Origin of the sequence: Williamsia maris, assembly GCF_024171815.1 — a bacterium.
Taxonomy (GTDB): domain Bacteria; phylum Actinomycetota; class Actinomycetes; order Mycobacteriales; family Mycobacteriaceae; genus Williamsia_A; species Williamsia_A maris.
In genome coordinates, this window is record NZ_JAMTCJ010000001.1 from 615,405 (window position 1) to 635,384 (window position 19,980).

The following is a 19,980-nucleotide window of genomic DNA, read 5'->3' on the forward strand; positions in this document are numbered from 1 at the left end:
CTGTGTGGTCAATCATCGCTGAGTAGCGCCCCTATCCCTTTTGATGTGTACGTGGCGACGAGGCCCCCAATGACCACGCCGGCCACGGTGCCCACCAGATTGCCAGGGCCGGGCAACACGGACCCTGCGGCCATACCGACTGCAGCGCCCGTGGCAATGCCCGCTGCGACACCGCCACCTTCTTTCGCTACAGCCACCGGCACTGAGTCGCCGCCTCCGACATCGCTGATGATCGCTGGGATCATCATGGCCACGTTCCCAGCCACTCCGAGGCGGGTCACCTTGAGAACATCGATCTCCTTGAGCCACGGCTTCAGGCTGCTGTCGACGTTCTCCAGGGCCTTTAGCCCGTACTTTCCGATGAGGTCTGTCTTTGCCGCCACCAGCTCGCCGACCACAAACGAGTTGACGTCATTCGCGCTGAGGTCCCAGACGGAGTCCTTCTTCTTGTCATCCAAGTTCTTCAACGCCTTGGCGAGATCGTCGTCGACGCGGTTGGCTTCTTCGACCAACTTGTTGACGCGATCCTGCAGCTTGGTCAGCGCGTCGTTGAGCTCTTTGATCTCGTCGTCGTCCCAGCCCGCGGTCGACACGGCCACCGCGACGGTGGACGACGAGTCGATGATCCGCAGCCCGTGTTGCCCTGCATCCGAGCGCAGCACGTCAAGACTTCGACGAAGACCCTCGACGGGACCCTGCGCGATCGTTGCCGCACCGCCCAAGATTTTCGCGGCCGCGATGTACTGATCGGCTTTGAGCTTGGCGTGCCGTAGCTGGGTCTTGGATGCTCCGGCGCCGAGCCCTTCCCACGTCTCGAACACGGGCATCCGCTCGAGCTGGCCGGTGGCATCGCTGCACGCGACAGCGAGCTTCTGGCAATCCGTGGCCACGTCGGCCAACGAATGCGGATCCCAGCGCGCTATGTCAGCCACCTGCAGGTCTGCCACCGTCGACGTCCCCTTCGCTTCTCACCGAAATGCCCTGATTCGGTCAGGAGGTTACTGTACCGATGTACGCAGACAGCCTGGAGGGACGTCGAAGTCATGCCACCCGAAGAAGACCTGAAGGTCACCTCGTCGGATTTGCGACACGCTGCACAGCAACTCAGCGGTTGGGAAACCGACGTGTCGGTTGCCGCGTCGAAGGCCGAGACCGATCTGCAGTCACGATCCGGCGGCTGGGTCGGCGACTCGAAGAAAGCTCTGGAGAAGGCGATCGGCGAACTACGCGAACACAAGGGCAGCGTGACATCCCGGCTGGCGAGGGAGTCGAAGAACATCAACAACGCCGCGGACCGGTACGCCAAAACCGAGAAGAAGAATGCAGAGAAGATCGCCAAGGCCGACCACGGGAACAAGCCCAAGCTGAACATGGACCACTGATCAGCGCAAAGACCCCGCCACCCGCGTCAACGACGCGAACACAGCCGAGTAGTCCACGGCCGCTTTGGCGATGAAGTCGTCGAGGTCGGGCAGGTTGTCGATGACGAAATACAGTCCGCGACCGGGGATCGCGGCACCCAGCTCCAACAGCAGCGGAGCGAGCGTGGTCTGCGGTGCGAGTGAGTGGGTGAGGTCGCCACCGGTGAACAGCGGGATAGCGACGACTCCCTTGAGTCCATCGGTGCTGTACTGGTCGAGGAACGCCTTGAGCAGCCCGGTGTAGGACGCCTTGTAGGTGGGCGTCGCGAAGATGACCAGGTCGCTCACCGCCACCGACTCCTTTGCGGCGGTGACCTTCTCCGATCCCCAATGGAACAACTCACCGGCGATGTCGGCGAGTTCGAGGACCTCGACGTCGTACGACCCCTCCGCCAGCAGCGCCGGCGGGAGCGCTTCGGCCACGGTGCGTGTCCGCGACTGCGGCTTGGGGTTACCGACGACAACGGTCACCTTCAGTGGGTTGCGGTCAGACACAGGGTTTCAGCTCCAGACGTCGTCGTGGCGGGCGTGGGTGGGGAGATAGGCTGCGGGGCCGAACTTCTGGTCGTAGAACCCGCGGTCGAGGTTCTGCGCCTGCAGGTACATGAGGACGTGCACGGTCGGCACGGTCCCCGGCAGCTTGCCGAAGCGGGAGTAGATGTACTCGGCCTGCAGGGTCACGAGCTCCTGCAGCCCATCGGCCGGGAGGTAGTCGGCCCGCACCTTGGGGGTGTCCGACCACGGGCCGGGTGTAGCGGGGTTGCCCGGTCCCCCGGGGCCGAACTTGCGCTCGTAATACCGATCCACCCCCGCGGCAACCGAATCCACGAACGGCGGCACCAGCGTCTCGAAGACGCCCTCGAGCCCGGTTGCGTTCGGGAACGGCCACCGATCGTCGGTGTCGTAGGAGAAGCCGAGTCCCGGTCCGCGCGGATCGCCACTGGCGCCGAGCACGCTGAGACGGTCGAGGCCGTCGAAGGTCCAGCCGCCCAGCCCCAGTGCCTGCAGCAGCAGGACGCCGGTGTTGGTGGCGGTTGCGAGCTCTGCGCTGGCTTCGGCGAGGGTGTACTGCTCGACGAACGACAGCGGGATCGGGTCGTCGAAGTTCCGCAGACCGCTGAACTTCTCGATCCCGGGAACTGCCGTGTTGTGCACGTCGTCGTAGATGACGTAACCGTTGGCGGCGAAGAAGTTCAGATTCGCGACGAGGTGTTCGGAGAGGTCGGCCACCGGGAACGCCAGGAGGCTGCCGGGCCAGTTCGCGATCCAGGTGTTGTGGCCCTCCATGTAGGGCTCCTCGCGCGGCAGGACGAGGCGGGTGTCGGACAGCTGCCGGTACCCGTCGGCCGTGGAGGTGATCCACGATGCGAGGTCGGCGGGCTCGTCCTGACGTTCGATCTGCGGGGCCGCGTCCCGGGAGCCGAAGAAGTAGGTGCCCGAGTCGTCGGTGAAGAACAGCTGACTCGTGTGAAAGGCCGCCGCCGACGGGAACGTCCGACCGCCCGCCGAGCCCGGATAGTTGGGCACGTTCGGGGCATACCCGCGATGTCGGGTGATGCCGTAATTCCAGCCCGTCACGCCGGCGAGCACACTGATGATGAGCGCACGTTCGACCTCGGTGATCGCGCGAGGTTCCTCGGTCGACTCGTAGGCCAATGGCCCGTCGGGGATGCTGCCTCCGACCGGGAAGCGACGCGAACGTCGGCCGACGATGGCGTCGAGCAGCGGATACTGGCCCAGTTCGGCCAATGCCTTCCGGTGCTTGTCAGAGATCTCCAGGCGGCTCATCGCGTTCTTTTCGACACGAATTGGACGATATCGGGTGGGGTCACCGAGTGGTCGACATCGCCGAGTTCGGCTTCCGCGGCGTCGAAACAGCCGTGATCGTTTTGCCCGACCCGAGGGTGACGTGCGTCGCATACGGGACTGCGCCCGCCCCCCACCGTGTTGGCCACGTACATGGCCTTCACACTGAATTCCGATTCACCGCTGCTTCAGCCGTTCGACTCCGGCGTCATCCACACCTCGCACCGCGTGTTCATGGCGCCGCTGACCCGCCTGCGCGCGGAGTCCGACGGCACCCCCACCGATCTGCAGACCGAGTACTACCGCCAGCGCGCGGGCGCCGGCCTGGTGATCGCCGAGGCCACCCAGTCCAGCGCCACCTCGGGCGGCGCCTACGCCAACACCCCCGGCATTCACAACGATGCCCAGCAGGCCAAGTGGGCCGAGATCGCCGAGGCCGTGCACGGTGAGGGCGGCCAGATCTTCGTCCAGACCTGGCACGTCGGCCGCGTCGCGCACCCCGACCTCCCCGGTGGCGACCCCGTCGCCCCGTCGGCCATCGCCGCCGAGGGCAAGGCCCACACCCCCAAGGGCAGCCAGCCGCTGGTCACCCCGCGCGCACTCGAGACCAACGAGATCGCCGGCGTCGTCGACGGCTTCCGCAAATCGGCTCGCCACGCAATCGATGCCGGACTCGACGGTGTCGAGATCCACGGCGCGAACGGCTACCTCCTGCACCAGTTCCTCGGTGACGACAGCAACCAGCGCACCGACGAGTACGGCGGTTCGCCGGCAAATCGTGCGCGCATCGTGATCGAGGTCGTCAAGGCCGTGGTCGACGAGATCGGTGCCGACCGCGTCGGCATCCGGTTGAGCCCCGGCCACAAGGCCAACGGCATGGACGAGGCCGACACCGTGCCCGTGCACCAGGAACTGTTGCGCGCCATCGCCGACATCCCGTTGGCGTACGTGCACTTCCTCATCGAGCCGACCGACCCCGTGCTGGCGCAGCTGCGCCCCGAGATCACGGTGCCGTTCCTGCTCAACACCGGCTTCGCCATCGAGTCCGACTTCGCGCAGCTCGAGAAGATCGTCGCCGACGGAACCGCCGACGCCGTCGTGGTCGGCCGTTGGTACATCTCCAACCCCGACCTCGTCGAGCGCCTCAAGCAGGGCGCGGACCTCACCGAGCCGAACCAGGCCACCTTCTACGCCAACGGCGCCGAGGGCTACATCGACTACCCGTCGCTGCAGACCCAGAACGCCTGACGCACAGGTCAACACCGAAACACCCATCGCCCGTCATGGTCGGTGGGTGTTTCGTACGTTCAGGCGCGAACATTCACGACGTCTCCCGCGTCTGACGTTGAGACCGGTGATCGACACCGGTGTCACACCGCAGGGGCACACCATCTCCAGGGACGACAACACGTACCTGGGATCGATCCCTGCGGTGCCGGCACTCTCTCGTTACGACTCGACCTACGAGATCCCCGACACCTGGGAGACCTACGCCGCGCTCAGTGTGTTGCTCGACGAACTGTTCGCCTACGTGAAGTCCGGGCCGCGAGTTCTACCCTCGACAGCACGCCATGACGCTACTTTCCCAGAGGCTTCGACCAGAGCTTCGGCTTGGCTCTTCGGCGCGGCGCCTTCTTACCGGTGACGGCCTCGAACTCCTCGATCGAGATGTATTTTTGCAAAAGTGAAATCACCAGGGCTGCAGCGGCTCCAACAACGAAGATTTGTGCGAAGAGAACTACTGGGGCTGCCACGATCCCCGCGGTCACGCCCGCCCAGCCACCACGATCTCGTGCCTCGGGCGTCGTCCCGGAGCGAATGATCATGGGTACACCCAGCTCTTTTTCTTCGTCCGTCCGCTTCAGTAACCCGAACCCCCAGTAGAAACTCCACAGCACGCCGGTTGCGGCGAGAACCAAAATGAACGCCCGAGCACTACCTGACGCCGACGTCGCGATGACGTAAATGACGATGCCCACGCCCCAACACGACAGGGCGAACACTGCGGTCCACAGGACCACCAATCCCGCACGCCGCACCCAATACCGTGGGCCGCGGTCCACCCACGTCGTACCGAGGAGTCGAATCTCTGTGGCGTTCGGCGGGCGTACTTCACTCACGCCGATCTCGCGTCCACCTCAGAGGGCATGGTGGAAAACGGATCTAATCGACCAGAAGTCGCGTCTCCTGCTCTGACCAAACATCGTGACCATCATCCACCCCGATGGTTGGAGCGACCACGACGTCGAACAATAGCCAGGCTCGCATAGTCGTCGTCTTTTCGGCGTGGCACCCGTTTTCCCGTTGCGGCCTCGAATTCCTCGATCGAGATGTAGCGCTGAAGTGAGGTGAAAACCAAAGCAGCAAACGTGCCGACGACGAGGATCTGCGCCACCACAACCAGGGGTCCCGCCACTATTCCTGCGCCCACCCCAGCCCATCCCGCGCGTTCTCGAGACTCACTGCTCGAACGCGAGCGCATGATCGGCGGCACACCCAAGGCCTTCTCGACCGGCGTCCGACGAGTCAGCGAAAAGCCATAAGCAACACTCCATGCAATCGCCATCATCAAGATCGCGAACAACACAACCCGACCGACTCCGTGCATCTTGGTCAGAACCAGGGACAAAAGGATGGATACGGCCCAGCCAGACATCGCCAACAGGAAAAGGCAGAAGGCTGTCGCCATCGCCCGCAAACGCCAATAGCGAAATCCTCGCTTCTCCCAGCTGGTTCCGAAGTACTTGATCGATCGTGTCGAGCCCGTAGTCGTCACCCAAAAACCGACTTCCACACAGACTTCGCTGCGTGCCCCACGCTGACGCCCATGTCGCCGATGTCGCTGCCCGTGTTGGCGAAAGTGTTTCCGGTGCCGTGCAGAATCCCAGCCACCACACCGTGATCGTGCACGTCTTCAGACCAGTGTTCATGAAACGCGTTGTATCCCAGACCTCCAATGCCGACCACAACTGCCCCACCTACGAGCGCTACGCCAGCAGCAGGAACCTCGAACGGGAGCGCGGCGACCCCTGCAACGGTTGCCGCTCCTGCCGCGAGCCCACCTGCGGCGGCTGCGTAATCGTTGGCGTGCGCGGTGGTTTCGCTCCAGCCCTTCTGATGGTCCTCAACCGCCTGAATCTCGGCGACCAGACCAGACGCCGCCACATCGATGACCGGAATCTCCTTGAGGAAGTTCAGCGATTTGGGCAGCGCCTTCGTGGCCCCCGGCACGGCCTTTTCGATGTCACCGATCTTGGTGTTCAGAATCTGCGACATCGGAAACTCGCCTTTACCGACCTGGGCGTCCGCGAGTTTCCCGCTCATCTCCTTCAGTTCCCGCGAGGCCGACAGGTGGTCGAGACGGGCGAGGTTGTCCTTGGGAATCGACAGGCCCTTGTCCGCGTAGGCGGCCTTCTCGGTCTTGAGCTGCTTGCGCAGATCACGGAACTCGTTGCGTGAGTTCTTAATCTGGTCCGGCAGCTTTTTCGACACCGAGGCGTTGCGGTCGTTCGGCACAACGTAGAACGCCTTCAGATAGTCGCCGATCGTGGTGGCCTTTTCGAGGTCTAGTCCTTCACCGCTTTCGCCGCTTTCATCGTCGGCTATCGGTTCCATCAGCGCCGCCAGATCGCTCGCGGCGTCGAGTCGAAACCCCTGAGCGAGTTGCATGGTCTCGTCGAAGGCAGCCTGGTAGTCGCCCTGCGCCTGCATGGCAGCGACTGCCGCCGGCGTGGTCGCGTCTCCGGTGATGACGAGCGGGAGCGGACGGCCGTCGGCGCCGATCTGCGCACCGCGCGACGCCGCCTCGTGTGCTGCGTTGTACAACGCGGCGTCAAGCGCGGCGAGCTGATCGCCGAGGCCCGCAATTGTGTCACCGGCTTGGCCGGCAACTACGCCGATCCCGCCAGCGCGCAACGCATCCGACGACCACAACTTGCGGAACGTGCCTGCCGCATCGCCCGACCACGACGCATCGTTTCCTAACTTGTCGACGTCGGTCGTCAGGTCTGTGACGATCGGTTCGATCAGTCCGGGCGCCCCCTGCAACGTCCGACCCATGGCTTGTAGTCCTGGGATGTCACCGCCGACCCAGCTCACTTGAAGTCCTCGTTGAGGTTGTCCCACAGGAAACGGTTCTTGTTGATGTCCTCGGTTCGGTCGTACTCGTCGCGTGCGTCCTTCAGCTTGGCAGCGTGATCGTCGATCGATGCGGTCATCGAGGAGTTCAGGATCGTGAGCATGTCCATGACCGCGTGGATCGCCGAATCGCAGCCGGCGTCACCCGATGCGGCGGCGGGTGGGTTGAGCTTGCTCGCCGCAGTCTCGTAAGAACGGGCCGAGTTGGAGAAACGGGTCGACAACGAGGCGAGATCATTCAGCACCACAGAGAAGTCAGCCATCAGTGAGAACCTTTCGTAGAGCGGCGAGGCGTTCGTCGGACCAGTTGACATGCACTATTCCCGGGGCGGGGTCGACCACGATGGGGCGTGTGGCATGTGTGGCGGCAATGTCGGATGCTGTCATGGCCACCCACGGTTGCGACGATCCGAGCTGAGCGACGAGTTTGTCCACGCTGGTGTACCCGACGACCACCTGTGTTCCGTCTATCTCGATGAGCTCGACACCGAATCCAGCGGAGCCGTCGACATGCGGGTGAGCGGGTACGACGAGCGCGTCCGGCAACCCGACGCCGATCTCGGTCGAAACATCTGCGGGTGCCGGTGGGGCGACAACGCCATCGTTGGCAGAGTGAGCCGTCTCGGCTGCGGCAGTCGCACGCCACTGCGCGACCACGTCGGTGGGAGGGGTGGCCGCCCACCCATGCACTTCAAACCATTCGTCCTGCATCTGCGCGGACGTCATCTGCCCCGGTTCCCACACGCTACGGCCTCCCCCACGCTTGTCGAGCTGAATGGTTAACGAAGCATACAACTGTCCGATTCGGCTCCCTGCGTGCAAGAACCGGACCCGTGGGCGCCACAACGAAAGCGCCCACCGATCCCGAAGGAACGGTGGGCGCTTGTCACGCGTGGTCAGTCACATATGCCGAGAGCTACTGCGAGGCAGCCTCACTGCGCTTGGGCAGAACCCAACCCGGCCGCACGAAGTGGCAGGTGTAGCCGCCCGGGAAGTTGAGCAGGTAGTCCTGGTGCTCCGGCTCGGCCTGCCAGAACGGGCCCGCGGGCTCGATCGTGGTGACGGCCTTGGCGGGCCACAGTCCCGACGCGTCGACATCGGCGATGGTGTCGCGGGCGACGCGCTCCTGCTCGTCGGTCACCGGGAAGATCGCCGACCGGTAGCTCGACCCCACATCGTTGCCCTGACGGTCCTTCGTCGACGGGTCGTGGATCTGGAAGAAGAACGCGAGGATGTCGCGGTAGGTGGTCTTCGACGGGTCGAAGACGATCTCCACGGCCTCGGCGTGACCGCGGTGGTTGCGGTACGTCGCGTGATCGTTGCTGCCGCCGGTGTAGCCAACACGGGTGTCGAGCACGCCGGGCTGCTTGCGGATGAGGTCTTCGACGCCCCAGAAGCACCCGCCGGCCAGAACGGCGGTCTCGGTGCCCGGGCGCGAGGTGATCTGTCCTGTGTCAGTGGTCATCGTGAGTGCTCCTCCGTGGTGGTCGAACCTGGGGTGGTGGAATCGGTCGCGAACAGCGAGACGTAGTCGCCGTAGCCCTGGGCCTCGAGCTGGTCGACCGGGACGAAACGCAGCGCCGCGGAGTTCATGCAGAACCGCTGTCCGCCGGCGTCGCGGGGACCGTCGTTGAAGATGTGCCCGAGGTGGCTGTCGGCACCTGCCGAGCGCGCCTCGGTGCGCTTGATCAGCAACTTCCGGTCGCTCTTGGTGGTCACCGCGTCGTCCTCGATGGGCCGGGTGAAGCTCGGCCAGCCGGTGCCGCTGTCGTACTTGTCGAGCGAGGAGAACAGCGGTTCGCCCGAGACGACGTCGACGTAGATGCCGGACTCGTGGTTGTCCCAGTACTCGTTGGAGAAGGCGGGTTCGGTCCCGTCCTTCTGGGTGACGCGGTACTGGACGGGGGTCAGCCCGTTCACGGCGTCGGCGGTTTTCTGGTACTTCGTGGTCATCGATACCTCCCTTGACGCCGCTGGCTGCGACATCAACTACTCCAACGCACGAGCGCCGCGATTTGGTCCCGAGACGGGGCTCAGCTGCGGTTGGCGGCTACGGCGGCGCTGATCAGGGCGGTGAACGCGTCAGAATCGAGCGAATCCGATTCCTTGATGTCGATGGCCCGGCGCGTGCCGGCGGTGAGGCTGGCGTTGAACAGCGACTGCGGGTCGGGCAGCGACGCCCCCTTCGCGAACGTGAGCTTCACCTTGTCCTTGTAGGTCTCGAGCGTGCAGATGAGACCGTCGAGGGAGAAGGTCGGCACTCCGTCGGGGTTCGACGGTTTGCGCCACTTGATCTCCTCGACGATGCCGTCCTCGGCACCCAGGATCAGGCGCCGCAGTTTCTCGACGGTGTCTTCGCGCCAGTCAGCCATGTCGGGTCACGATACTCGGGTGGTCGTCGGCACCGCGGCGTCTGCTGGTGACCTCACGTGGTCTTCTTACTCCGTGTCTTCGGCGCGGGCGGCATGGCTGCGATCTTTGCCGCGATCTCGTCTGCCCTGGCGGCGTTCTGTTGGGCGGCTTTGTTCGATGTAGCGAAGGCACGGATGATCATGTCGACCGAGGCCCGCTGCTCATTGGTCAACAGTGCTGACACAGCCGGCGGGTTGTAAGGCTCCAGTTCGGCCCACGCCGCGTCGATCCACTTTCCCAGTTCGCGGGGCGGCTTCCCCAATGCCGCAGCCAACTTTGTGATGACGTCGTACGTGGGCCCCTTCAGGTTTCGGCCCTTGATGATTCGCGAGATGGTCGAGACGTGGATGCCAGTCGCCTCGGACAGCCGGTTCATGCTCGGTGTGTCCCACGGGCTGATGAAGCCGGCTTCGGTCAGCGCGGTGGCCCAGGGTTCAGGGATTCCGTGTTTCAAGTTCACCAGCCGAGCTTCTCTCATGAGACATGCAAAATCAAGGGTCGGGTCGTTTGTCAGACCCTCCCGCTACCGTCACCGGTGAAGGGTCAAGATCAACGGCGGACGACTCGCCCGCTCTCGCTCACAGAGCCGAAACCCTTTCCATCACACGCTCCGACCCTCGTTTGGGTGCGCGCGAGCGTGCCCGCTCAGCGAATCAGGAGGAGCCATGAACGGACCCCAGACAATAGGCCTCGACGAGCTCGTCGCCGGCTACGTCAAGACCCGGGACGTCACCAGCGATGAGCACGACTACTGGTGCGAGTTCGTCGACGCCGTCGCCGGCGAACTGACCGGAGTCGACGGTTCACTCGAGCTGGACCTTCCGCCGATGTCGGAAGAACGCATGCTCGACGAGGCCATCCGGGGCTCACTGGCGGCGCTCCCCGACCGCCCGTCCCCGTGGGCCGGATTCGCCGAGGCGCCCGAGTGGGTGATCCGCCATTCGCAGACGCACGGACGCGAGATCGCTGCCGCGCAGACGGTCCTCGAAGCGATCGTCGGCAAGTACCTGAGGACTCTGCTGATCATGCGCTGGCCGGGCATCGAGTCGCGACGTGTCAGCTGGTCTGAACTGCGACGACTCGGGATCGAGAACGAGCCACCACCGCCGCGCGAATGGGACGAATGGTGACCGGCTCGCCTCCCCAAATCTGTCACACCCCAGCCGTACTCTTCCCTCTCTACCGGTCGTCCGAGCTGCTCGCCGACCGCCCTGCGAAAGGAGCCGCCATGCTCACCGATTTCGATTTCGACGTGTCCGTCGAGGACGCCTGGCGCGCCTTCCGCATCAGTCTGGCCGACCAGCTGTCGCAGCTCGACCAGGGCGACGAGTACACCGTGGTGCAGTCCACCGACGAGTTCCCTGGCGGTCCGCACGGGAAGCTGACGTTCACCGTCAACGGCTCACGCCGGGTCCGCTGTTCTGTGGCCGTCTCGGATCTGCACACCACCGAAATTTGCCGGCTCGACCAGATGGGTCAGCTGTTCGGTATGGGGTTTCGTCCGCTACAGGCCCGCGACCGGCCGATCATCATCGAGTGCGGTCGACGTCGCATCGACGAACTGTCGGCCACCGCGGTGCGCGCGCTGCGCGAGATCTGGGAGGTCGTCCACCCGACGTTCCTCGTGGGTGGTGAGCGGGCGGGTGGCCGCGAGCCGTCGATGCCGGTCGGCGTCACCCCGCACGATCCTGATGACCTGCGACGTCTGGTGCTCGAATCGCTTGCACGACAGGTCAGTCACCCCATCAGCATCGACGACGACGGTGACATCCGGGTCCCCACCGGCGACATCTCGTCCTGGATGCGCATGTGTACCGACGAGCCGGCCATCGAGTTCTTCGCGTGCATCGTCTCGTCGGTTCCGGACGCATTCGAGGCCGCGCACTTCATCGCGACGCGGGCCGCGCGCTGGCCCAGCATCACGCTGCGTCTGATCGAGAGCAATGTGTACGCGTCGCTGCGCCTGGAGTGCTCGGTGTTCTACGACGCCAACCTCACCTCGGCCGCGAAGAAGTGGATCGCCTTCGTCATCGAGGACGTTCCACAGATCCGCGAGGAGTTGGCCACTCCCCGACTGGCGTGGAAGCCCGAACCCGAAGCTGAGGAGGAAGACTCGCCGGCTCTGCCCGACCAGTTGGTGGTCGTGCTCCACTTGATCGACGACGGTCCGACCAGTGCGTACGAGGTCGCGCAGGTGTGCGACCTCAACCGTCGCACCCTCATGGACTGCATCAAGGTCTGCAACCGCGAACGCGGGAAGTGGAGCCGCTACGGCGAGGAGGCCGACGATCCCGACGAGGTCGAGGCGTGTTCCCGCGAGACCGACAAATGGTTGTCGACGATGAAGCTGTTGCTGGCCGCACTGCGTCTGGTATTGAAATTCGACCGTCGGCGCCGCTACTACGCCGAACTGCAGGCCAGAAAGGCGGCGACCAATGACCATTGATCCCCACAGGCCCGTCCACGTCGTGTTCGCCACACCGTGGGAGGCGGTGTCGCGAAACCGCGATACCGGGGAAGAAGATCGCACGTGGTGGTCGTTCCCCGACCACGTCGCCGACGGCGACACCGTGATCACGGTGGTCGATGCGCGTGAACCGGCAATCATCGACGTGTCCGTCCTGCGAATGGATTCCGACGACGATTGGGATCTCGCGCCTGCGGGGCCACATCTGTTCGAAGCGATCGCCGTTGCCGCGATCGAGAAGCGCGTCGGGTTCCCGTTCTCGATTGATCCGCGCACACTGCATCGGACCGAAGGCGCCGCGGTGTTGAAAGCCGTTGACACTGAGTCGAAAAGTCCGACGCCCTGGTACGACGTAGCGAATGCGTGCTCCGGCGCCGACCGCATGGACACGACTCGGGAAGGCCGTCTCTGGGGATGTACCGCCTGCGGAAAGGACTGGGAGGGCGGCTTCGGACCGCGGTACCAGCAGCACGTGAGCGCGGGCTGGCCGTTCGACGCCGAGGACGAGCCGGTGGTGGTGTGCCCGAGTTGCCACGACATCCTGCATCAACCGCTCGGCCCAACGTTTGACGAGTTGATGTTCAGTCACCGCCCGGCCTGCCCGAGGTGCAACGCTCGCCGGACCTACAAGAGGTTGATGGGGATGCCGCCTGGCCCGCCGCCATACGGCACCATCTCCGGCGGCTGTGTCGTCACCGGCGAGGATGATCGGTTCCTTTGTGGGATATGCGATCACGGGTGGTGAGCCGTTACCGCGGGTTCGACTGACGGTCCATCGACCACAGAGGGGAACCCGAGGCGAGGGCGAACTCGTCGGACACCTCGAATCCGAAACGGCGGTATAGCGCAACGTTTTCCGCCCGAGTACACACGAGGTGCGCGGGGAGCGAATCGACGTCGATGTGAGCCAACCGGTGCTTGAGCAGCGCGCGTGCGTGGCCCTGCTTCTGCGCAACCGTGGCGACACCGATGTTGACCAGTGTCCAATGCGGATCCGTCGGCTCGTGGGCGTCGAGCCGTTGTCGGACGCTGATCCCGGCCGGGAGTCGGTCACGCAGTGCGCTGAGCATGCCGGGTGCGGCGCGCACTGTCCGACCGAGACCGGCCATCGTGCTGCCACGATTCGGACCGTCCCACGCGGCGACGGCGATCGGGTGCCCGGCATCGTCGGTCAGGTAGTCGACCACGCCGACACGGCTGTGTTCGTGACGCATCGTCGCCGTGAAGTACCCGACGAGCGCGATGCGGCGGCGCTGGTCGTCGGGCCAGATCGACGCCATCAGCGGGTCCTGCGCGAACGCCTCGGCCAGGATGCGCGCACAGGCGTCGAGTTCGGAACGGTCAGTGGCGGTGCGCACCTGCGGATGGGGTCCGGGCGCGCGCATCGTCACGGTGCAGATTGTGCCGCAGCCCGCCGTGCCTGCGGAAGCCCACTCCACGTCGCGATGCCGTAACTTTTAGCCATGGTAAGTAGCGCCGGGTGGACGTTGGTGGACCTGCGGGAACCCGGGTCGCCGACGGTCCTGTTCCGAGGAGGTCGCGTCCGGCAGCGGACGTCGTTGAGCCGGGCGCTTGTCGATGCGGTGGGCACCCGACGGGCCCGAGAGATCGCCGGCGCAGTCGACCGTTGGGCCGACGCAACAGCCGACCCGACTCCAGGCGATCTCGAGGTTGACGGCGTTCGGTGCCGCCCCGTCGCCGGGCCGACCGGACGTTTGCGGGCGGCGTGGTTGTCGACCGGGGGTGCCGATGACTCCAATCCGCCTGCCGCCGTCGCGTTCGACTGGGACACCGACGAGCGCGTCTTCCGAACGCCGGCCGGCGCGGGGGCTCTGGTCGGGCGGCCGCTGGTCGAAGTGCGCGAGTCGGGGGTCACCAGCGCCGACGCGCTTCGATTCGTCGAGGTCGACGACACCCTGGGCCTGGTCCAGGCGATGCTCGCCAATGAACCGACGGAATGGTCGGGCCCGGCGACACTGCGTCGTCCCGACGGCCCGGTTGCCGCCGTCGCGAACCTCATCCCGGCAACGGCGCACCGGGGTCTCTCGGGAGTGGTGTTCGAGGTGCCCGGCGCGCCGGCGGCGGCACCAGTCGAATCGATGGCGATGTCGACGGTGGCGCGGATGTCGAACGTGCACGTCGTGGTCATGGACGTGTCGAAGATGCGGGTGCTTCGGTGGCTGACAGATCCGCCGGCGGGTGTTGCGTGGAAAGGTCAGCGCGACAACCGGGATACCCCGCATCCCGACGATGTCGCACGGATCTTCGTCGTGGCCGCAGCCGTGCTCGACGGCTCCAGTCGACGCGGCGAACTCAACACCATCCGGTTGCGACGGCAGCAGGGCGGGTGGCTGGTGGTCGACGCTGTCGGAGAGCTCGTCGAAGGATCAGACCCGCCGTTGCTGATCATCTCGATGATCGAGCGCGGGACATCGGACGAGCCCGACCCGGTGCCCGTCGACGATGACGGACATCCGGGGCTGTGACACTCGCAATATCCTTTGCGATGCCGCAGCCTGCCGCCTTACGGTTGGACTCCTTCCCGGCGCCAGTCCCCGACGGCTCGGACGACACGATCTGATCGACCACGCCACTGACACATATCCGGCGGCGTCCGACATGCGATTCGAGGTCCACCGATGTTCACCGCACTGGAAACCCGCACGGATGACAATAGCGACGACACCGAGGCCACAGCCGAGTACGTTCGACGACTCCGGCTCGCGCTGGCCGCACTGCACGACGACCCGTTGTCGATCGATGCGGCGCGACACGTGTCCGCGCTGCTGTAGTGACTGGCATTGAAACCGTTATCCCAGCGGCAGTCTCGCGATTGGTTGGCTTATGAGCCCGGCACTCGAGACACCGCGTCCGAAATGTCTGCTTTTACCCTAGGTAATGATTCTCGGCAAGAAATCCCGTAAGGTCTGCTATCGACCTGCACGGATGACCAGTTGTCGCGGAGGGGCCAGATGACGCAGTTGAGCGTGACACCAGAGGAGTTGACCCACGCGTCAGCGGGGGTGCGGGCATCGGCGGATTCTCTCGACAAACGGATCGCGTCATTGACGTCGCGCGTGGACTCGCTGCTCAACGGCGGCTGGAAGGGCCAAGCGGCTGACGCATTTCGGCGTGATTGGGAGCAGTGGTTGCAGGGCGCGAAGGACGTTGTCGGAGGTCTCGACAGCACGGCCGGCCTGTTGGCGTCGAGCGCCACGAGCTACCGCAACCAGGAATCCGCCAACACCTCGTCGATCGGTCAGACCGGCAGCCAACTGAACATGGAGCTGTGAGCCGTGGGTACCCCGTTCACGATCAACACCGACGAGCTGGCCGACATCGTCTCAGACATGGCGCGTTTCGACACCGACGCCGAGTCCACCTGCTCCGACGTCGACGCCCTCGTCCAGAACCTGCACGTGTCCTGGTCCGGTGATGCGGCCGCCGCCCAGCGCGCGGCACACGACCGGTGGACGAAAGGCGCACAGCAGATGCGCAGCGCCATCGGTGATCTGAAGCAGTCCGGCGACACCGCGCACGCCAACTACACCGGTGCAGTCGCGGCCAACCAGGCGATGTGGTCGTAGATGACCACTCTGACAGTCGATCCCGCCCAGTACGCGGCGGCAGCCTCCGACCTGAACACTGTTGCCCAGAAGACACAGTCCGCGATCGGCGCGCTCACCGGAGGCCTCGGCGGATCCGACGGTATGGGCGGGTCCGACAACGCCGGCGTCGAGTGGGCCACGAGCTACGACGAGGGCGCTCGCGCCGTACTCGATGCCGCGTCCTCCGCCGTCGGGGCCGCGGGAAACGTCGCGCAACGACTGCACGCGACCGGCGAGAACCACGCCCAGGCCGACGCGTCCTCGACCATCGGCGGTGGCAAGGCAACGGTCCCCGCGGCGCCCGCTCCCCCACTCGCGAGCTGCCCGTCGATACCGTCCGCGTCCGGCGGCGATGGTGGAGATGAGCCCCCCGGCTGGGGACTCGTGTCGGGAATGGTGGGGTACCTATGGCCAAACGGTCACCAGGACCGGCTCCACGCCGCCGACGCCGCCTGGCAGGCAGCAGCCGCGTCGTTGCAGGCCGCGGCCGCGCCAACCGCCACCGCGGCGTCGAAAGTGTCTGCCCAGCAAAGCCCAGAAGCCTCCGCAGCAGCCAAGGCCTGCACCGACACCGGCACCAACCTGCGTGAGTTGTCCAGCGTGTGCACACAACTCGGCAGCTCATGCTCTGACTACGCGGCCCACCTTGATCAGGCGCACCACGAGATCATCTCCACCCTGAAAGAACTCTTGATCGAGACGGCGGCCATCGAAGCTGCGGGCGCCGCATTCGCCATCTTCACCGCCGGCCTCGACGAGATCGCCGCCCAGGCTGCTGTTGCCGCACGCATCGCCACGGCTGTGGCGAAGATCCGCCGAGTCATCGAAGTGCTCATCGACGCGGCACGGACCGTCGCCGCCGCGGTCAAGGGCTACGCCGCACGCGCGGCCGAGCTGCTCGCCAAACTGGAGCCGCTGGCAACCGGCGCGGTGAAGACCGCGGCCACCACGGCGGTGAGAGCAACCCGCGCCAGCGCTTCGGCGGTGGCGCGGAATGCCGGCCCGGCGGCAACTGCGGTCCGCAAAGGGGCCGTTCAGAACTTCGCGGGGGGCGCCGGAATGGAAGCCACCAAGGAAGGAATTACGACGCTCGCCACTGGGGAGAACCAGTTCGACCCGACAAAGATCGTGGCGCAGGGCGGAATCGGGACGTTGACAGGTCCAGCCGCACAGAAAATCCTGAGCAAGATCCCGAAGTCAGAAGGGCTCAGCAAGGTTCCGCTCGGGACGTTCGGCGCAAAGTCCGTGATCAATAGTCAACTCAATCGAGCTCAGCAAGAGGCTCACGAGGCGATCAGTCCTGAATCGGCCGACGCAGTCAAGGGCACCGGCCTCGTTGACGCTGGCAAGGATCTGCCGGCTGCAGCGCGCGCCGCTCATGAGAAGCTCCAAAGCGAAGCGGTCCAATCCATCAACGGCACTGCCGAACCGACCGTGCAGACGTCAGTCCGCTCCGAACCGGCGGAACCAGCGGGCGATCAGCATGGCTCCGCAGATCACCGCCCTCACCACTGACGAGCATCGAAACAAGCACGCGTCTGCGGGACACGACATGAAAGTAGAATCTCTCCTATGAGAGCTCGATCAGGTGCAGATACGCAGCGCGCGCAGATCCTCTCAACCATTGACGAAGCCCGATTCGAACGCAAAAGGGGTGGTTCGCGCCCCCTCGACGAGACCCAGCCCCCTGCTTATCAAGTCATTTCCGACGCTCGGACTCCCGCGACGCGCGTGCCCGTGTTGACCTTCGCGGGAACAGATCCAGCAAACGACTTGATCTGGATAGAACTTCCTGACGACCCGAAGAAGGCGCCGGTCATAGCCTTTCGCGACGCGGCCGCCGATGACGCGCTTTTCACACTGACGCCGGCATCTGGGTCGGCGGTCTCATCGAAGGACGTCATTGATGAGCGCGGCAAGGTGGTCTGCCGCGTACAGGTCAAACGTAGGCCCGCGCTTCTGCGGACCCGCTGGCAAGTGACTCGCCCGGACGGCGAACTGCTCCTGACGTTCACGGAACGCATCAGTGACGCCTTCTGGCGCCGGACGATGCGATTGGGCGCGACGTTCTACGACGGAGGCGCCATGGATCTTTTCGGCCTCATTGTCGGGGTCATCCTCTATCCGTTCTTTGCGGTCAAACCGCGATGTCAGCTGATGATCGAAGATGCCGACGGCCGCAACCACGGCAGAATCTTCTTCGTCGCCACGATGAAGCGCCCGCGAGAAGACTTCTCCGTATACCTGCCCGACGGCCGGAGTCCGGAGTCCGACACCGTTCTGTTCCCAGCAGCCCTAGCAGCGATTCAGTCGATGAGATGAATTCGCGATCACCCTGAGTCGGGCGCTGTTCGCGAATGCAAAGGGGATTTCTCCACTCAACAGTTGCATGACCAGCACCTGCGTGTCATTCGGTCAGAGTCCTAATCGCGACGCGAGCTCGGGTCCGCCGACCTCACGCACGAACTCCGGGTCGCCGCAGATCACCAACTGGTCGCGGGCACGCGAAAGCCCGACGTACAGCCGTTCTTTCGATCGGTCGCGCGGCGTGAACTCGTTCAGCGCAAGGATGATGACCCGCCGCTCGAGTCCCTTGAACCCCAGGACGTGTCCGTAGAAGATGTCGTCGTTGTCCCAGAACGCCTTCCAATACGAATCGTTACCCTCTGCCTGACGTTCGACCTGCATCGGGTGTCGGCTTCCTGTCGACAGCAAGGCGATGTCCTCGTACCCCCAACCGGCGTCGAACATCCCCTGGACCTGATCGTCGGCAACTCCGAGCGCATCGTCGGCGGAGCAGGCGACGAACCGAACGTCGGGTCCGTCCCCGCCACGCAGCTGCATCCGTTGCCCGACCAGCGGGCCGAACGCCCTCGCGATCTGCCGGGTGTTGCGGAGATTGTGGTCGAGGATGAGTGGCACCAGGTCGACCGGCGGTGAACCCTCGCGATCGAAAACCCGCTGCGCCTCGTCGCTGAAGACGTAGATCCGGCTGGTGTCGGGGTCGGTGAGGCAGGCGAGCATCGGCTTCCACCACTCATCGGCGAAGTCCTGCGCCTCATCGATGATGATGGCGTCGAATCGCTTGCCTGGAGGTAGCTCTTCGGCGAGCTGGGTCATCTGGAGCGGCAGGTCGTGCTCCCAGAACTGTGCGGTCTCGGTGTTCCTGATGCTCTCGTCGGGGCCGGCGGCCGCACCCCATCGCTTGCCGAGATCGTGGAACTCCCCGACGTAGGCAGGTTTCTCCTTGTGGCCCCACTTTCCGGTGAGACGCTCCAGGTACGACGCCAACCCATGCGAATAGCAGATCAAGGCAACACGTTTGCCGGACTTGGTCAGCCGTCTCGCCTGCTCGACAGCGAGGTACGTCTTACCGCTGCCGGCACCGCCGCGGATCTCGACCCGGTCGAGTACGTCGATGGCCCGCAGGATGACCGCCTGCTCCTGACTCAACAAGTCCGCGGTCATCTCGTTCTCAGATGCGCGCGCGACGACGTCGAGTTGCGGCAGCCCACGACCCCGCATGCACAGTTGCAGCTGCGCGATCCCCTCCGAGCCGATGTGCGGTCGGTCGAGTTCCTGCTTCAGCAGGACGATCCGCATGAGCGGCAACAACTCTGCAAGTTGCGTCCTGTCGATCACCTTCCAGCGTGGACAGTCGGGAACAGCGAAGTCGGAGGGCAGCTCCGTGTTCGGCAACACGACCATGTGGTCCCACCTGACGCGCTTCTGTGTCCAGCGCGGGTCGGACTCGATGAACTCCCGCAGGGCGTAGCAGGCATCCCGAGCCTGCCGAGCCGGCTCGATCGTGTGGTGCGCGCCGCCGCGGTTCTGGCGCCACGAGGTGCCGTCGTGCCAGACCGACTGTTCTGCTGTGTTCGCAAATCGTGGCGACTCTGGCTGCTGCATTGGCATTCTCGGATCCTCCGCCCGTGTCGAGAACACCGCTGAACGTATTTAAACTCTCACGCCGTCGATGTCCGTTTTATCCGATCTTCCCGATACCAAGCACTTCTGCCCAGATCAACGGTCGGCACCGGACTTGAGGTTGCGCTCTATCGAGGTTCGACGAAGGTTTTCTTGGCCTAAGCCTCACCCACCGGTCGCAGTTCATGCCGAACTTTGTACC

Annotated in this window: 25 protein-coding genes; 11 read left to right on the forward strand and 14 right to left on the reverse strand. The window is 64.8% G+C overall.

Annotated features, from left to right (window positions below):
* Positions 1-8: 8 nt before the first annotated feature.
* Positions 9-947, reverse strand: coding sequence for an Rv0964c family protein (locus tag LX13_RS02845; RefSeq protein WP_253659781.1), 939 nt, complete (start codon positions 945-947; stop codon positions 9-11).
* 96 nt (positions 948-1,043) lie between these two features.
* Between LX13_RS02845 and LX13_RS02850 the strand changes: the two genes are divergently transcribed.
* Positions 1,044-1,382: a WXG100 family type VII secretion target gene (locus LX13_RS02850; protein ID WP_253659782.1), complete on the forward strand. Its 339-nt coding sequence runs from the start codon at positions 1,044-1,046 to the stop codon at positions 1,380-1,382.
* Here LX13_RS02850 and LX13_RS02855 read toward each other — a convergent pair whose 3' ends face one another.
* Together LX13_RS02855 and LX13_RS02860 are read right to left on the reverse strand one after the other, a co-directional pair.
* The gene (locus tag LX13_RS02855; protein ID WP_253659783.1) at positions 1,383-1,916 is read right to left on the reverse strand and encodes an NADPH-dependent FMN reductase; all 534 of its coding nucleotides are present in this window, start codon (positions 1,914-1,916) and stop codon (positions 1,383-1,385) included.
* A 6-nt stretch (positions 1,917-1,922) separates the two neighbouring features.
* On the reverse strand, positions 1,923-3,209 hold the full coding sequence (locus LX13_RS02860) for a hypothetical protein (RefSeq protein ID WP_253659784.1): 1,287 nt from the start codon (positions 3,207-3,209) through the stop codon (positions 1,923-1,925).
* Positions 3,210-3,380: 171 nt separating this feature from the next.
* On the opposite strand from LX13_RS02860, the gene LX13_RS02865 reads away from it, so the two are divergent.
* Positions 3,381-4,475, forward strand: a complete 1,095-nt coding sequence (locus LX13_RS02865; RefSeq protein WP_253659785.1) for an alkene reductase — start codon at positions 3,381-3,383, stop codon at positions 4,473-4,475.
* 329 nt (positions 4,476-4,804) lie between these two features.
* On the opposite strand, the gene LX13_RS02870 is transcribed toward LX13_RS02865, so the two are convergent.
* The 9 genes from LX13_RS02870 to LX13_RS02910 form a co-directional block, all read right to left on the reverse strand.
* Complete coding sequence (locus tag LX13_RS02870; protein ID WP_253659786.1) at positions 4,805-5,206, reverse strand: hypothetical protein; 402 nt, start codon at positions 5,204-5,206, stop codon at positions 4,805-4,807.
* A gap of 233 nt (positions 5,207-5,439) precedes the next feature.
* Positions 5,440-5,916, reverse strand: coding sequence for a hypothetical protein (locus tag LX13_RS02875; protein ID WP_253659787.1), 477 nt, complete (start codon positions 5,914-5,916; stop codon positions 5,440-5,442).
* Positions 5,917-5,999: 83 nt separating this feature from the next.
* Positions 6,000-7,325: a hypothetical protein gene (locus LX13_RS02880; protein ID WP_253659788.1), complete on the reverse strand. Its 1,326-nt coding sequence runs from the start codon at positions 7,323-7,325 to the stop codon at positions 6,000-6,002.
* Positions 7,322-7,627 (reverse strand): DUF6317 family protein, encoded by a 306-nt coding sequence (locus tag LX13_RS02885; protein ID WP_253659789.1) that lies wholly within the window; start codon positions 7,625-7,627, stop codon positions 7,322-7,324. Before LX13_RS02885 ends, LX13_RS02880 begins: the two co-directional genes overlap by 4 nt.
* Complete coding sequence (locus LX13_RS02890; protein WP_253659790.1) at positions 7,620-8,090, reverse strand: SAV_915 family protein; 471 nt, start codon at positions 8,088-8,090, stop codon at positions 7,620-7,622. The genes LX13_RS02885 and LX13_RS02890 overlap by 8 nt, the downstream gene beginning before the upstream one ends.
* Before the next feature lie 190 nt (positions 8,091-8,280).
* Positions 8,281-8,829: a peptide-methionine (S)-S-oxide reductase MsrA gene (msrA, locus tag LX13_RS02895; protein ID WP_253659791.1), complete on the reverse strand. Its 549-nt coding sequence runs from the start codon at positions 8,827-8,829 to the stop codon at positions 8,281-8,283.
* On the reverse strand, positions 8,826-9,317 hold the full coding sequence (msrB, locus tag LX13_RS02900; protein ID WP_253659792.1) for a peptide-methionine (R)-S-oxide reductase MsrB: 492 nt from the start codon (positions 9,315-9,317) through the stop codon (positions 8,826-8,828). The genes msrA and msrB overlap by 4 nt, the downstream gene beginning before the upstream one ends.
* Positions 9,318-9,397: 80 nt before the next feature.
* Positions 9,398-9,736: a DUF1801 domain-containing protein gene (locus tag LX13_RS02905; protein ID WP_253659793.1), complete on the reverse strand. Its 339-nt coding sequence runs from the start codon at positions 9,734-9,736 to the stop codon at positions 9,398-9,400.
* 53 nt (positions 9,737-9,789) lie between these two features.
* The gene (locus LX13_RS02910; RefSeq protein ID WP_253659794.1) at positions 9,790-10,236 is read right to left on the reverse strand and encodes a helix-turn-helix domain-containing protein; all 447 of its coding nucleotides are present in this window, start codon (positions 10,234-10,236) and stop codon (positions 9,790-9,792) included.
* Positions 10,237-10,441: 205 nt separating this feature from the next.
* Between LX13_RS02910 and LX13_RS02915 the strand changes: the two genes are divergently transcribed.
* The 3 genes from LX13_RS02915 (at position 10,442) to LX13_RS02925 (ending at position 12,988) form a co-directional block, all read left to right on the forward strand.
* Positions 10,442-10,906 carry a hypothetical protein gene (locus LX13_RS02915; protein WP_253659795.1) on the forward strand — a complete coding sequence of 155 codons (465 nt, stop codon included), beginning with the start codon at positions 10,442-10,444 and terminating at the stop codon, positions 10,904-10,906.
* A 98-nt stretch (positions 10,907-11,004) separates the two neighbouring features.
* The gene (locus LX13_RS02920; protein ID WP_253659796.1) at positions 11,005-12,222 is read left to right on the forward strand and encodes a TY-Chap domain-containing protein; all 1,218 of its coding nucleotides are present in this window, start codon (positions 11,005-11,007) and stop codon (positions 12,220-12,222) included.
* Positions 12,212-12,988: a hypothetical protein gene (locus LX13_RS02925; protein WP_253659797.1), complete on the forward strand. Its 777-nt coding sequence runs from the start codon at positions 12,212-12,214 to the stop codon at positions 12,986-12,988. The genes LX13_RS02920 and LX13_RS02925 overlap by 11 nt, the downstream gene beginning before the upstream one ends.
* Before the next feature lie 4 nt (positions 12,989-12,992).
* Here LX13_RS02925 and LX13_RS02930 read toward each other — a convergent pair whose 3' ends face one another.
* The gene (locus tag LX13_RS02930) at positions 12,993-13,628 is read right to left on the reverse strand and encodes a GNAT family N-acetyltransferase (protein WP_253660547.1); all 636 of its coding nucleotides are present in this window, start codon (positions 13,626-13,628) and stop codon (positions 12,993-12,995) included.
* A gap of 78 nt (positions 13,629-13,706) precedes the next feature.
* Between LX13_RS02930 and LX13_RS02935 the strand changes: the two genes are divergently transcribed.
* The 6 genes from LX13_RS02935 to LX13_RS02960 all read left to right on the forward strand — a co-directional run bounded on the left by LX13_RS02935 (position 13,707) and on the right by LX13_RS02960 (position 18,173).
* The gene (locus LX13_RS02935) at positions 13,707-14,729 is read left to right on the forward strand and encodes a GAF domain-containing protein (protein ID WP_253659798.1); all 1,023 of its coding nucleotides are present in this window, start codon (positions 13,707-13,709) and stop codon (positions 14,727-14,729) included.
* Between the two features lie 153 nt (positions 14,730-14,882).
* On the forward strand, positions 14,883-15,035 hold the full coding sequence (locus LX13_RS02940; RefSeq protein WP_253659799.1) for a hypothetical protein: 153 nt from the start codon (positions 14,883-14,885) through the stop codon (positions 15,033-15,035).
* Between the two features lie 180 nt (positions 15,036-15,215).
* Positions 15,216-15,536 (forward strand): WXG100 family type VII secretion target, encoded by a 321-nt coding sequence (locus tag LX13_RS02945; RefSeq protein WP_253659800.1) that lies wholly within the window; start codon positions 15,216-15,218, stop codon positions 15,534-15,536.
* Between the two features lie 3 nt (positions 15,537-15,539).
* Positions 15,540-15,830: a WXG100 family type VII secretion target gene (locus LX13_RS02950; protein WP_253659801.1), complete on the forward strand. Its 291-nt coding sequence runs from the start codon at positions 15,540-15,542 to the stop codon at positions 15,828-15,830.
* Positions 15,831-17,366, forward strand: a complete 1,536-nt coding sequence (locus LX13_RS02955; protein WP_253659802.1) for a WXG100-like domain-containing protein — start codon at positions 15,831-15,833, stop codon at positions 17,364-17,366.
* 57 nt (positions 17,367-17,423) lie between these two features.
* Positions 17,424-18,173, forward strand: a complete 750-nt coding sequence (locus tag LX13_RS02960) for a hypothetical protein (RefSeq protein WP_253659803.1) — start codon at positions 17,424-17,426, stop codon at positions 18,171-18,173.
* A gap of 93 nt (positions 18,174-18,266) precedes the next feature.
* Here LX13_RS02960 and LX13_RS02965 read toward each other — a convergent pair whose 3' ends face one another.
* Positions 18,267-19,766: a DEAD/DEAH box helicase gene (locus LX13_RS02965; RefSeq protein ID WP_253659804.1), complete on the reverse strand. Its 1,500-nt coding sequence runs from the start codon at positions 19,764-19,766 to the stop codon at positions 18,267-18,269.
* Positions 19,767-19,980 lie beyond the last annotated feature (214 nt).